Source organism: Pseudomonas sp. NUPR-001, from assembly GCF_052147955.1.
In the GTDB taxonomy this organism is placed as follows: Bacteria; Pseudomonadota; Gammaproteobacteria; order Pseudomonadales; family Pseudomonadaceae; genus Aquipseudomonas.
In genome coordinates this window covers 1,925,378-1,937,614 of sequence record NZ_CP197353.1, presented here as the reverse complement: position 1 = coordinate 1,937,614, position 12,237 = coordinate 1,925,378, and the positions used below count along the sequence as shown (strand labels likewise).

Here is a 12,237-nt window from a genome sequence, read left to right as displayed (position 1 = left end):
ATTCGCTCCTCAGAAACCCAGGCTCAAGTGTTCAGTGATCGGGCCAAGGGCCAGGGCCGGCAAGAACGTCAGGCCACCGATCAACAGGATGGTTACCACCAGCAAGGTGGCGAACAGCGGGCCGTGAGTCGGAAAGCTGTTCGCACCGATGGGCGCGGTCTTCTTCAGCGCCAGGCTGCCCGCCAGGGCCAGCACCGGCAGGATGTAACCGAAGCGGCCGATCAACATGCCCAGGCCCAACATCAGGTTGTGGAAGGTGGTGTTGGCGCCGAAGCCGGCAAACGCCGAACCATTGTTGGCACTGGCCGAGGTGTAGGCGTACAGCACCTGGCTGAAGCCGTGGGCACCCGGGTTGGTCACTGACGCTGCCGGGCCGGGCAGGCTCGCCGCCAGGGCGCCAAGCACCAGCACACCCACCGGCATCACCAGCAAGGTTGCCACCAGCAGTTGTACTTCCCGCGCCTGAAGCTTTTTGCCCAGGTATTCCGGGGTGCGGCCAATCATCAAACCCGCCAGGAACACGGCAATCAGCACGTTGAGCAACATGCCGTAAAGCCCGGCGCCAACGCCGCCGAAGATCACCTCGCCGACCATCATGTTGACCAGCGCGACCATGCTGCTGATGGGGTTGAGGCTGTCATGCATGTTGTTGACCGAGCCGTTCGAGGCTGCGGTGGTGGTCACCGTCCAGAGCACACTGGCAGTGGTGCCGAGGCGGTTTTCCTTGCCTTCCAGCGGTGCGCTCTGCTCCACCTGAGGGTTGTTCAAGCTCGGGTTGGCCTGGTACTCCGAATACAGTGCAGTACCGCCACCGATCAGGAACAGTGCCAACATGCAGGCGATGATCGCCCGGCTCTGGCGCAGGTCCTTGACGTAGTGACCGAAGGTGAACACCAGCGCCGCCGAGATCAGAATGATCGAGGCCATTTCGAACAGATTGCTCCAGGCCGTTGGGTTCTCGAACGGGTGCGCCGAGTTGACACCAAAGAAGCCACCGCCATTGGTGCCCAATTGTTTGATGGCAATCTGGCTGGCCGCCGGGCCGAGCGGGATGGTTTGCTCAGTGCCCTGCAAGGTCAAGGCCTGGACGTAATGACTGAAGGTTTGCGGCACGCCCTGCCAGACCAGAAACAAGGCCAGCAGCAGGCACAGCGGCAACAAGCCATAGAGGGTGGCACGGGTCATGTCGACCCAGAAATTCCCCAGGGTACTGGCCGAACGCCGGGCAATGCCGCGACACAGCGCAACCAACACCGCCAGGCCGGTGGCGGCACTGACGAAGTTCTGCACAGTCAGGCCGATCATCTGGCTCAGGTAGCTGACCGATGCTTCACCGCTGTAGGCCTGCCAGTTGGTGTTGGTGACGAAACTCACCGCCGTGTTGAATGCCAACGACCACTCCTGCCCCGGCAGCTTCTGCGGGTTGAGTGGCAGGTAGCCCTGCAACAGCAGAACCGAGAACACCAGCACGAAGCCCGCGAGGTTGAAAGCCAACAAGGCCAGGGCATATTGCTTCCAGCTGTGCTCGGTTTCAGCATTGACCCCGGAGAGCTTGTAGCAGCCACGCTCCACTGGCCCCAAAACGGGTGACAGCCAGGTGCGCTGGCCTTCCATGACCTTGTAATAAAAACGCCCCAGCCAGGGTGCCGGGAGCAATACCAGCGCGAAGAACGCCAGCAACAACGCGTAATCGTAACTGTGCATGGCTGCTCCTAACCCCGGTCTGCGCGCAGCAGCGCGACCATCAGGTAGATCATCAACGCCACTGCCAACAGCAGTGACACCCCGTCCACAATGCTCATCGAAACTCTCCGTCCTTACGGCACTTGCCGCTGACGGTCATTGTCGGTAGAGCACCTGTAAAGGTGCGAGATCAGGAGGCCAGCCCGGCCATAAAGATTACGTAAAAATGCCGCTCAGCCTCCTTTAAGTGCTGCCCATTGCGGCGGTTGAATGTACTCGGCAACCCAGCCGATCACCGCCTGCGGCGGCATCGGCCGGGCGATGCCGTAGCCTTGGGCCACATCGCAGCCCAGGCCCATCAGTACCAGACCGTGCTCGACCGTTTCCACACCCTCGGCAATCACCTGGCGGCCGAAGGCGGTGGCCAGGCTGATCACCGCCTGGGTCAGGGCCAGGTCATCCAGGTCATGGAGGATGTCGCGCACGAACGACTTGTCGATTTTGATCGTGCGTGTGCGCAAGCGCTTGAGATAACTCAAGGACGAGTAGCCCGTACCGAAATCATCCAGCGAGAATTGCACGCCCAGTTGCTGACACGCTTCCAGGCACTGGCTGACCCGCTGGATATTTTCGATCGCCACCGACTCGACAATTTCCAGGTCGAGCATCTGTGCAGGTACGGCCGCATGGCGTGCCAGCAAACGCTCTAGACGCTCGACAAAATCGCCACGGTGGAAATGCCGGGCAGCAATGTTCACGCTCACCGGCCAGACATGCCCGGCCTCCTGCCAGCGCTGCATCTGCGCCAGCGCCTGATCGATCACCCATTCGCCGATGTCGACAATCAAGTCGGTCTGTTCCACCAGCGGCAAAAATTCGCCCGGCGTCACCAGGCCTTTGAGTGGGTGCCGCCAACGCAGCAGGGCTTCAAAACCGAGGATCTTGCCGCTGCGCATGTTGACCTTGGGCTGGTAATGCAGGCACAGCTCACCCTTGTTCAGGGCCTGACGCACCCGCGCCACGGTCTGGTGGGTGGCCTTGACCTCACGGTCCAGCGACACATCGAACAAGTGATAGCGATTGCGCCCACGCTGTTTGGCCACGTACAAGGCCTGATCGGCATGGCGGACCAGGGTGTCGGCGTCTTCATTGTCGAGGGGGAATAAGGTCACCCCGATACTGGCGCTGACACTGACCTCACGCTCGCGAATCAGGTACGGCGCAGCGATCGCCCGCAGCACCCGGTCCAGCGCCAGTTGCAACTGGGCAGGGTCTGGCACATCGCGCAAAATCAGCACGAACTCGTCGCCAGAGAGACGGGCCACGGCGTCACCGCCGCGCAAAATACCCTTGAGCCGAGTGGCCACTTCCACCAGCAGCAAGTCGCCGCAGGCATGGCCGTAGCCGTCGTTGACCGCCTTGAAGCCATCCAGATCAAGCATGCACACGGCCAAGGCTTTGCCTTCTCGCCGCGAGAACTCCAACGCCTGATTGAGCAGGTCGGACAGGTAGGCGCGATTAGGCAGGCCGGTAAGTACGTCATGCCCTACCCGCCACTGCAAGGTATGCAGGAGCTGGCGCTTCTCCGTTACATCGAAGCGAATCGACACGTACTTGCGCACCCGGCCACTGGCCGGATCGATCAGCGGCACCATGGTGCTGTCGACCCAATACAGCGAACCGTCCTTGGCACGGTTGCAGATCTCGCCTTTCCAGACCTTGCCAGCCATCAGGGCCCGCCACATGCCCTGGAAAAACGCCGGCTCGTGCAGGCCGGAATTGAGAATACGGTGGTTGGCGCCCAGCAGCTCATCGCGGCTGTAGCCGGAAATGCTGCAGAACTGTTCGTTGACGTAAGTGATCCGACCACTGAGGTCGGTTTCAGAAAAGATCGCCGCCGCATCAACGGCTGCGCGGTAGTTGTCGTCCATGAAAGCCTCGTCCCTGGAAAGTCAGCGCGTGAAACGCTCGACCAGGGCACACAGCCCACTAGAAAGTGTTCTCGTATCGCTACACGGGTAGCGGCGCAAAATTGCAGGAATACGCGATTGGCCTTCGGCGAACCGTGGTTCGGCTGAGGCAACCGGCAGGTACAGACACACGTTAACACTCCCTTTACCGCGGCCTGAGGAATGAGCGGCAAGGTGTCAGACCCTGCGCGACGCGGTGTAATAAAACAGTCAAATAACCCTACAAATTACATCACATTTTTGTAACCAGCGGTGACGGTTTTTCTTCTACCAAATGGCTATTGATTCACATAACCAATTGTTTTTCATTGATTTTAAGCTGATCAAACGGTCAGGCATGAAAACATCGGACGTCGATATCCCTTTATCAGGCAAGGTCGAAGCCGGCGCCATCGAGCCTCGGTCTTATTACCTTCTGATGCATCCTGCCGCCCCCTCGCAACTATACTGAAATCATCGAGGTACCCATCCTGGCAAACATCCCATCGCAAGGGGGTAGCGCTGGTGACCCCTTGTTCCCCTCTGCTGCTGGTGTTCATTGTGCTGCTTGCCGTGGGCGGTTGCGCCTCGCGCCAGCCAGCAGTCGAGCCACCGCCGGTGCAACTGAGCCCCGCCACCTGGGAGCAGATCGACCGGGAAATCATCGATGCTTCGCTGGCCAACACCAGCTCGGTCAATGACTACGCGCGGCGCTCCATGCGTGTTTGGAAAGACCGCGTACAGCAATTTACCGAAAGCGATTTCATCCCCTGGTTCACCGGTTACTGGACCCAGCAATGGCTGACCATGAAAGTGGCCTGGTACAAGATGAACAGCGGTGAGGGCAAAGATCCTCCGGAAAAGCGTCTGGCCTTGTACCTGCAGGAACAGTATCACCAACGCGTGCTCGATCAGGTGGCCAAGGAGATCGACCCCGAAGGCATTCGTGTGCGCGCCATGGAGCTGTACCTGCAGTTACTGGGCCAGCAAGTGCAACAGATCGCCCAGCGCTACCGGGCCCCACCCGAGCAGCTCAATCTGCGCCTGACGCGCATCCAGGCCATCAACCTCGGGCCGCCTGCAGCACGCAATGCCTCGCTGTATCAACTGCTGTTCAGTAAGCCCCTGAACCAGCAGTCAGGCTATGCGGCGCTACTCGCGCAAATGCACAGTGCCGTGCGCGCCGGCACCCAGCGCTCAGACGTCGGCCTGTCATCGGTGGCGCAACAGGCCAGTGAAAAACTCGGGGCAACCCTGGCACCGCGCGGTATCGCCAGTGCCGTGGCCAGCGCAGTGGGCCGTGTCGCCGGGGCGTTGATCTCGGTGGCGGCGACCGGTTACGGCGTCATCACGCACAACCAGGAACAACCGCAAATGGTCGAGCAGTTGCGGGTGATCCTCAATGTGGCCCTCAATGAGGAATGGCGTGAGCTGATGGAAAACCGCAAGACCGGCGCCATGGCCGGGGTGTACTACCTGTCCGGCGAAATCGAAGAGAACCTGCTCGGCGCCCGGCAACTGCAACAGGAGCCCGAGCGCGGCTCGTTACGCATCGTGCTGCCGGCCCAGTAGCCCGCTTCAGGCTGCCACGGGTTTGTCCTCCAGCACCTGTGCCGAAGTCGGCAGGCCAAACAGGCGATCGAACAGCCAGTTGTAGAAGAAGGTGTAGCAAGGGATCAGGATGATAAAGGCCAGGTCCACCAGGAAGGCTTCGACCAGGCTCATGTCCAGCCACCAGGCAATCAACGGAATCAGGTACACCACCAGGGTCAGCTGGAAGCCAATGGCATGCACCACACGCCGGGTGACACTGCGCCCGCGCGTGGCCTGGCGGCTTTCCCAGCGCTCGAACAAGATGTTGTAGATAAAGTTCCAGGCCATCGCGATGGTGGTGATCATCACCGCCAGCGGCCCTGTATGGCTGGGCGCCGTGTCTGACAGGTAGGCCAACCCCAGGGTCGACAGACACAGGCCAATAGCTTCGTAGGCGGTCACATAGACCAGTTTGCGTTTTACACCTTGCACCGTAGTACCTCAATTGCATCTACAAACGCCACCCATTCAGGCGGCAGCGGTGCGCATGATTGCATCAGTGTTATTGACAGAAAAAGTCAGCAGCTATCAACTTAACTGAAAGGAGATAGCCGATTTGAATTTTTCCAGCGATAACATCCAACTGTTTCTCGCCGTGCTTGATCACGGTTCGTTCTCGGCCGCCGCCCGCGCCCTGGGGCGCGTACCCTCGGCGGTGAGCATGGCCGTCGGGCACCTTGAGGCCGAGTTGGGTTACAGCCTGTTCGAACGTACCCACCGCGAAACCCGGCCCAGCGCGCAGGCCCTGGCCCTGGCGCCGCATGCACGCATGATTGCCGCGCAACTGGGGCAGTTGCAGGTACATGCCCTGGAGTTATCGCAAGGGCTGGAAAGCACCTTGGCCATCAGTGTGGTACCGGACATCGATCACCAGCCGCTGCTGGCGGCAATCAAGGCCCTCAGCGAGCGTTATCCGTTGCTGGAGGTCGAGGTCCTGAGCGCCCCTCAGGAAGAAGCCCTGCACCTGCTGCACAGTGGCCGGGTCAATCTGTGCCTGGCCTTCGCCGGGTTAACCGTCAACCCGCAGCAACGCTTCCAGAACATCGGCATGGAGTCGCTGGTGGCGACCATTTCGCCGCAGCACCCTGCCCTGCAGCGCCAACCGCGGCAGATCGCCAGCCTCGAAGACCTGGTCAATGTCCGGCAAATTCTGGTGGCCAATCGTGACCTGCCGATCACCGACACCCGCGCGCTGATCGGCAAAGCGCATTGGCGCACCGACAGCCTGAGCATGGCCGTGGACATGGTTGAAGCGGGCCTGGGCTGGGGCGATTTTCCGTTGTCACAGGTTGCACCGCTGCTGGAGGCCGGACGTTTACTGCGCCTGGATTTCAACAACACCCGTAACGAGCTGCAATTGCCGGTGCATGCGTTCTGGCGACACAATCAACCGTTACAGAAGGCGGCTCAGGAATTGGTCCGGCAGTTGGAGCGGGCTTGCCCCGCGATGCGGTGTGTCTAACAGAACGCGATCGCGGGGCAAGCCCGCTCCTACCGGTGCAAAAAAACCTGTCACGGCCTGCGGCAATTTGCCTTTCAATTTTTCCCAGCCCAGGCCGATAGCGGTGTGGATAGGTACGAGCACTCGCCAAAAGCACCGCTCGGCACTCCTCCTTACTGGCCAAGGTCTCGGAACATGAACCTGAAATTTCGCCACAAGATCCTGCTGTCCGCCTGCGGCGTCGTGGTTCTGGCATTTGCTTTGTTCACCCTCTACAACGATTACCTGCAACGCAACAGCATCCGACAGAACATCGAGTCGTCGGTCAGACAGGCCGGCGCGCAAACCGCCAGCAGTGTGCAGAACTGGATGAGCGGACGCATTCTGGTGTTGGAGAACCTGGCCCAGAACGTCGCCCATCAGGGCGCCAACGCCGATTTTGCCGGGTTGGTCGACCAGCCGGCCTTCACCCGCAACTTCCAGTTCACCTACGTCGGACAGGCCAACGGTGTGTTCACCCAGCGCCCGGACGCGAAAATGCCTGATGGCTACGACCCGCGCCAACGCCCGTGGTACAGCGCCGCCGTCTCCGCCAATAAGACCATGCTGACCCCGCCCTACATGGCGGCAGTCGGTGGCCTGGTGGTGACCATTGCCATGCCGGTGAAGAGCAACGCCAACGGCGAGCTGCTCGGCGTTGTCGGTGGTGACCTGAGCCTGGCGACCCTGGTCGAGATCATCAACGCGGTGGACTTCGGCGGTATCGGCCATGCCTTCCTGGTAGACGGCAACGGCCAGGTGATCGTCAGCCCGGACAAAGACCATGTCATGAAAAACCTCAAGGACATCTACCCAGGCAGCACCGTGCAAGTGGCACCGGGCATTCATGACGTGACCCTGGGCGGCAAAGAGCGAATCATCTCGTTCGCCCCGGTCAGTGGCCTGCCTTCGGCGGACTGGTACATCGGCCTGTCCATCGACAAAGACAAAGCCTACGCGCCTATCAGCAAGTTCCGCACTTCGGCCATTATCGCCATGCTCATTGCCGTGGCCGCCATCGCCGGCCTGCTGAGCCTGCTGATCCCTGTGCTGATGCGCCCGCTGACCACCATGGGCCGTGCCATGCAAGACATCGCTCAAGGCGAAGGCGACCTGACCCGCCGCCTGACAGTCGAGAACAAGGACGAGTTCGGCGAATTGGCCGCGGCCTTCAACCAGTTTGTCGAGCGTATTCACGCCTCGATTGCCGAAGTTTCCTCCGCCACCCGCCAGGTGCATGACTTGTCGGAACGGGTGATGAGCGCCTCCAACGCCTCGATCATCGGCTCCGAAGAGCAAAGCATGCGCACCAATAGCGTGGCCGCCGCGATCAACGAGCTGGGCGCCGCCACCCAGGAAATCGCCCGCAACGCCGCCGATGCTTCGCAGCACGCCAGCGGCGCCAGCGAACAGGCCAACGATGGCCGTCAGGTGGTGGAAGAAACCATCTCGGCGATGACCTCGCTGTCGCAGAAAATCAGTGAGTCGTGCGAGCAGATCGAAACGCTCAATGCCAGCACCGACGACATCGGGCAGATTCTCGATGTGATCAAAGGCATCTCCCAGCAAACCAACCTGCTGGCCCTCAACGCCGCCATCGAAGCCGCTCGTGCCGGTGAAGCCGGACGCGGTTTTGCCGTGGTGGCCGACGAAGTGCGCAACCTGGCACACCGTACCCAGGAGTCGGCCGAAGAGATCCACAAGATGATCACCACCCTGCAGGTCGGTTCACGTGAAGCGGTGCACAACATGAACGCCAGCCAGGTATCGAGCGAAGAGAGCGTGATGGTCGCCAACCAGGCCGGTGAGCGCCTGAGCAGCGTGACCCAGCGTATCGGTGAGATCGACGGCATGAACCAGTCGGTGGCTGCGGCCACTGAAGAGCAGACCGCCGTGGTCGAGAGCCTCAATCTGGACATCACCCAGATCAACGTGTTGAACCAGCAAGGGGTGGCCAACCTCAATGACACCCTGCGTCATTGCGACGCGTTGGCCCAGCAGGCCGGGCGTTTGAAGCAGTTGGTCGACAGCTTCAAAATCTGAGTCAACGCCGGGTGCGGGCCCTCTGCCCGCGCCCGGCGTTTTGCCTCAGGCCACCACCGCGCGCTTGATTCTGCCCATGCGCAGCCAGCCGACCAGCACCGCCAGCATGACCACAAAACCCAAGTAACCGAACAGCGGATAAACCTGGCCGACCAGGCTGATAAAGCCAATCAGGCTACAGACAAACGCCGCCACGCCTGCCACAACAGAGCCGACACGGAAACTACGGGTGCCCGCCGGTAACAGCCGCGCCAGAAACGAATAGAGCATGCCCACGGCCGTGTTAACGATCATGCCGAAGATAATCACGCACATGATCACGCCCAGCGCGGGGGAAATTTCACTGGCAATCGACAGCATCGGCATCGGCAAATCGGCCACCGAATCCAGACGCGAAAGCAACCCGGCGCTCATCACCAGCATCAAGCCACCCAAGCCTGCACCACCCAGAATGCCGCCCCAGATCGCGGTTTTCTCCAGGCGTGCGGAACCACCCAGGATCGCCAACATCGGCGCGCCGGCCACCACGTTGTACGACACATACAACAAGGCCCCCAGCAGCCAGTGACTGGCACCCGCCTCCTGCTGACTGGCGATTTGGTCCAAAGCGCTAAAGCTCAAATCACGGGTGAACACCGCGTACATCGCAATGGCAACCGCAGCGAGGATCAGGAACGGCGTAACCGCGCCGATCAGCATGATGACCTTCTGCACATCCAGGCACACCACTGCCACCACCAGCACGGTAACCAGAACGCTACCGGTCAGCGCTGGGATGCCGAACTGCTGTTCGAGCAAGGCACCGCCGCCCGCGAGCATCACCACCGTGACACCGAACATGAAGAAGGTGATCAACAGGTCGACGAACACCCCCAGGTAGCGCCCACATATGGCGTACACCACATCTTTGTGCGACGCCGCCTGCAAGCGATTGCCGAGTCCGGCCAGGGCCATGCCGAGAAAAGTGAACAGCGCTGCGCTGACCAGTGTGCCGAGTAGCCCCCAGAGGCCGAAGTTGACGAAAAACAGCAGCAGCTCCCGCCCTGAGGCAAAACCTGCACCGACGATCACGCCAATAAAGGCGCCTGCAATTTTCAGCTGTTCTTTCATCTCGAACCCTCTGGCATCTATGGCCCTGGTCGGACCTTGTTGTTTTTACCCAGCACCACGCAAGCAGGCGGACTCAGTCGTGACCGATCCAGGCCTGTACTTCGATCTCCACATCCACGCCCAGGGCAAGCCCGGCGCTCACCGTTGAACGCACCGGATAGCCTTCGGCAAAGAAGGTTTTGTAGACCTCGTTGAAACCGGCGAAATGCGCCATGTCCGACAGCCACACGGTGGCCTTGACCACCTGGCCGAAGCCGACGCCGCATTCGGCCAGGGTTTCGCCAATGCGCTCCAGGGTGGCCTGGGTCTGGGTCTGGATGTCGCCACGCACCACTTCGCCGCTGGCAGTCATCGGCACCTGGCCGGAAAGGAACACAAAGCCGCCGACCTTGATCGCCTTGGAGAACGGAAACGGCAGATGGCTGGGAACACGCTGGAGGGTCGAGCTCATGGAAAGGTCCTCTTGGGTTATCAACGAAAACGCGCCGGTGACAAGCGCTGCGGCTCGACACCCTGGCGGTGCAAGGAAGCGGGAAGCGCCTGATCGAGCAGGAGCGCACAAGCCAGTTGCGACACCCCGGCCGCCGACTGGATGCCGTAACCGCCCTGCGCGGCCAGCCAGAAAAACGCCGGGTTTTGCGGGTCGCGGCCAATCACCAGATCGCCGTCGGCGACAAAGGAACGCAGCCCGGCCCAGGTATGGCTGGGGCGGCGGATCGTCAGCGTGGTCAGCGCTTCGATGTTGTAGATACCGATGGCTACGTCGAGCTCTTCCGGCATTACATCCTGCGGTTCAACTGGATCGGCGTTGGCCGGCGAGCCAAGCAGCTGGCCCGCGTCGGGTTTGAAATAGAAACTTTCATCCACGCCGATAACCGCAGGCCACTGGGCAAACGCCTGTTCTTGCGGCCCTTCGAAGGTAAACGCACTGCGCCGGCACGGCTGCAGGCCAACCGGCTGCACGCCGCAGAGCCTGGCGACCTGATCGGCCCAGGCACCGGCAGCGTTAATCAATTGCCGTGCCTGCAGCACGCTGCCATCGGCCAGGTGCAGGTGCCAGAGGCCGTCGGCAAAGCAGCCTTCCACCAGCTCGGCATTGCAGCGCAACTCACCGCCAGCCTGACGAAAGCCGCGTAAAAAACCTTGATGCAACGCATGCACATCCAGGTCCATCGCGCCCGGCTCATGGTAGGCACCGGCAATCGCCTCGCCGCGCAGGCTCGGCACCATCGCCACGGCGGCCTCAGGGTCGAGCAAGTGGACTTCGGTGCCATTGGCCAGGTTCTGCGCGTAACTGCTGGCCAGCAGTTCCTGTTGCTCAAGGTTGGCGACATACAGGCAGCCGCGTGGCTCAAGCAGGCGATGCTCGCAGAAGCCGGTCGGCGGCGATTCATAGAATTCGCGGCTGGCGCGGGTCAACGCCTGAATCTGCTCGGTGCCATAGGCCTCCATGAACATCGCCGCCGAACGCCCGGTGGAGTGGTAACCGGGTTGCGCTTCGCGCTCAAGCAGCAGCACCCGTTGCTGGTCAGCCAGCCGGTAGCCCAGGGACGCACCTGCGATGCCGGCGCCAATGATCACGCTGTCGAAAATCTGCGTCATAACCTTGCCAATGCCTGAAGGGGAATTAAAATTATCACTTATGAGAATTCTAATATATGAGAATTTAGAAATACGCAAGCGCCCACGGTAAGATGCGCCTCCGTAATGCCTGACCGAGACCCTTGATGAGTGACCGCTCCCCTGCTGCCGACCGCCCTGGTACGCATGCCCCGATCGACCGCAGTGAAGTCGGCGCGCGTTTGCGCACGGTGCGCAAAAGTCAGCAACTGACCCTCAAGCAATTGTCGGAACGCTCCGGGGTGCCGGTGTCGACCTTGTCGAAAATGGAACTGGCGCAGGTTTCGGTGAGCTACGAAAAGCTGGCGGCGGCGGCGCGGGCGCTGAATGTAGACATCGCCCAGTTGTTTCGAACTTCGGAGATGAGTGAGGCACCAGCGTCGACCACCGTGGTGGTGCATCCATTGCCCAAGGGCCCCGGATACAGCACCGGCACCTACGAATACCAGTTGATTGCCGGGGAGTTTCCCGAGCGTCTGATGACGCCGATGTACGCCCGCATCATTGCCCGTGAGCGTCAGCAGTTCGATGAATTCATCCGCCACCCCGGGCAGGAATTTGCCCTGGTGCTCAGCGGTCGTGTACGTATCGTGTTCGAGACGGGTGAATCAGTGAGTATCGGCGAGCAGGAAACCGCGTACTTCAACAGCAACGTCGGGCATATCTACCTGTCGGAGAGTGAAGACGGCAGCGATGCTCAGGTGATGGTGGTGATGACCGACCGGTAGGAGCGGGCTTGCCCCGCGAGACGGTGTGTCT

At 60.9% G+C, this 12,237-nt stretch carries 11 protein-coding genes and 1 pseudogene; 5 read left to right on the top strand and 7 right to left on the bottom strand.

What is annotated here, in order from left to right; translation table 11 throughout:
* Positions 1-9: 9 nt before the first annotated feature.
* From kdpA to ACP6KB_RS08955, 3 genes are all read right to left on the bottom strand, one after another.
* A complete protein-coding gene (gene kdpA / locus ACP6KB_RS08965) occupies positions 10-1,704 on the bottom strand; it encodes a potassium-transporting ATPase subunit KdpA (protein WP_442113379.1) in 1,695 nt (564 codons plus the stop codon).
* Between the two features lie 8 nt (positions 1,705-1,712).
* A complete protein-coding gene (gene kdpF / locus ACP6KB_RS08960; RefSeq protein ID WP_442113378.1) occupies positions 1,713-1,802 on the bottom strand; it encodes a K(+)-transporting ATPase subunit F in 90 nt (29 codons plus the stop codon).
* 114 nt (positions 1,803-1,916) lie between these two features.
* Positions 1,917-3,614, bottom strand: coding sequence for a putative bifunctional diguanylate cyclase/phosphodiesterase (locus tag ACP6KB_RS08955; protein ID WP_442113377.1), 1,698 nt, complete (start codon positions 3,612-3,614; stop codon positions 1,917-1,919).
* A gap of 543 nt (positions 3,615-4,157) precedes the next feature.
* Between ACP6KB_RS08955 and ACP6KB_RS08950 the strand changes: the two genes are divergently transcribed.
* Positions 4,158-5,204 (top strand): hypothetical protein, encoded by a 1,047-nt coding sequence (locus tag ACP6KB_RS08950; RefSeq protein ID WP_442113376.1) that lies wholly within the window; start codon positions 4,158-4,160, stop codon positions 5,202-5,204.
* Between the two features lie 6 nt (positions 5,205-5,210).
* Here ACP6KB_RS08950 and ACP6KB_RS08945 read toward each other — a convergent pair whose 3' ends face one another.
* Positions 5,211-5,657 carry a PACE efflux transporter gene (locus tag ACP6KB_RS08945; protein WP_442113375.1) on the bottom strand — a complete coding sequence of 149 codons (447 nt, stop codon included), beginning with the start codon at positions 5,655-5,657 and terminating at the stop codon, positions 5,211-5,213.
* Positions 5,658-5,781: 124 nt separating this feature from the next.
* Between ACP6KB_RS08945 and ACP6KB_RS08940 the strand changes: the two genes are divergently transcribed.
* The 3 genes and pseudogenes from ACP6KB_RS08940 (at position 5,782) to ACP6KB_RS08930 (ending at position 8,748) form a co-directional block, all read left to right on the top strand.
* Complete coding sequence (locus tag ACP6KB_RS08940; protein WP_442113374.1) at positions 5,782-6,687, top strand: LysR family transcriptional regulator; 906 nt, start codon at positions 5,782-5,784, stop codon at positions 6,685-6,687.
* 174 nt (positions 6,688-6,861) lie between these two features.
* Positions 6,862-7,893: pseudogene (locus tag ACP6KB_RS08935) on the top strand (HAMP domain-containing protein); the annotation flags it as partial.
* 69 nt (positions 7,894-7,962) lie between these two features.
* Positions 7,963-8,748, top strand: coding sequence for a methyl-accepting chemotaxis protein (locus tag ACP6KB_RS08930; protein ID WP_400172974.1), 786 nt, complete (start codon positions 7,963-7,965; stop codon positions 8,746-8,748).
* A 45-nt stretch (positions 8,749-8,793) separates the two neighbouring features.
* Here ACP6KB_RS08930 and ACP6KB_RS08925 read toward each other — a convergent pair whose 3' ends face one another.
* From ACP6KB_RS08925 to ACP6KB_RS08915, 3 genes are all read right to left on the bottom strand, one after another.
* On the bottom strand, positions 8,794-9,858 hold the full coding sequence (locus tag ACP6KB_RS08925; protein WP_442113373.1) for a YkvI family membrane protein: 1,065 nt from the start codon (positions 9,856-9,858) through the stop codon (positions 8,794-8,796).
* A gap of 73 nt (positions 9,859-9,931) precedes the next feature.
* Complete coding sequence (locus tag ACP6KB_RS08920; protein WP_442113372.1) at positions 9,932-10,309, bottom strand: RidA family protein; 378 nt, start codon at positions 10,307-10,309, stop codon at positions 9,932-9,934.
* A 20-nt stretch (positions 10,310-10,329) separates the two neighbouring features.
* Positions 10,330-11,460: an NAD(P)/FAD-dependent oxidoreductase gene (locus tag ACP6KB_RS08915; protein ID WP_442113371.1), complete on the bottom strand. Its 1,131-nt coding sequence runs from the start codon at positions 11,458-11,460 to the stop codon at positions 10,330-10,332.
* A 125-nt stretch (positions 11,461-11,585) separates the two neighbouring features.
* Between ACP6KB_RS08915 and ACP6KB_RS08910 the strand changes: the two genes are divergently transcribed.
* The gene (locus ACP6KB_RS08910) at positions 11,586-12,206 is read left to right on the top strand and encodes a helix-turn-helix domain-containing protein (protein ID WP_442113370.1); all 621 of its coding nucleotides are present in this window, start codon (positions 11,586-11,588) and stop codon (positions 12,204-12,206) included.
* Positions 12,207-12,237 lie beyond the last annotated feature (31 nt).

Bases quoted from the DNA above. Each gene is read 5' to 3' on its own strand.
- ACP6KB_RS08925 (WP_442113373.1), bottom strand. From the start codon at position 9,858: ATGAAAGAACAGCTGAAAATTGCAGGCGCCTTTATTGGCGTGATCGTC.
- ACP6KB_RS08915 (WP_442113371.1), bottom strand. From the start codon at position 11,460: ATGACGCAGATTTTCGACAGCGTGATCATTGGCGCCGGCATCGCAGGT.
- ACP6KB_RS08910 (WP_442113370.1), top strand. From the start codon at position 11,586: ATGAGTGACCGCTCCCCTGCTGCCGACCGCCCTGGTACGCATGCCCCG.
- kdpF (WP_442113378.1), bottom strand. From the start codon at position 1,802: ATGAGCATTGTGGACGGGGTGTCACTGCTGTTGGCAGTGGCGTTGATG.
- ACP6KB_RS08920 (WP_442113372.1), bottom strand. From the start codon at position 10,309: ATGAGCTCGACCCTCCAGCGTGTTCCCAGCCATCTGCCGTTTCCGTTC.
- kdpA (WP_442113379.1), bottom strand. From the start codon at position 1,704: ATGCACAGTTACGATTACGCGTTGTTGCTGGCGTTCTTCGCGCTGGTA.
- ACP6KB_RS08955 (WP_442113377.1), bottom strand. From the start codon at position 3,614: ATGGACGACAACTACCGCGCAGCCGTTGATGCGGCGGCGATCTTTTCT.
- ACP6KB_RS08930 (WP_400172974.1), top strand. From the start codon at position 7,963: ATGAGCGCCTCCAACGCCTCGATCATCGGCTCCGAAGAGCAAAGCATG.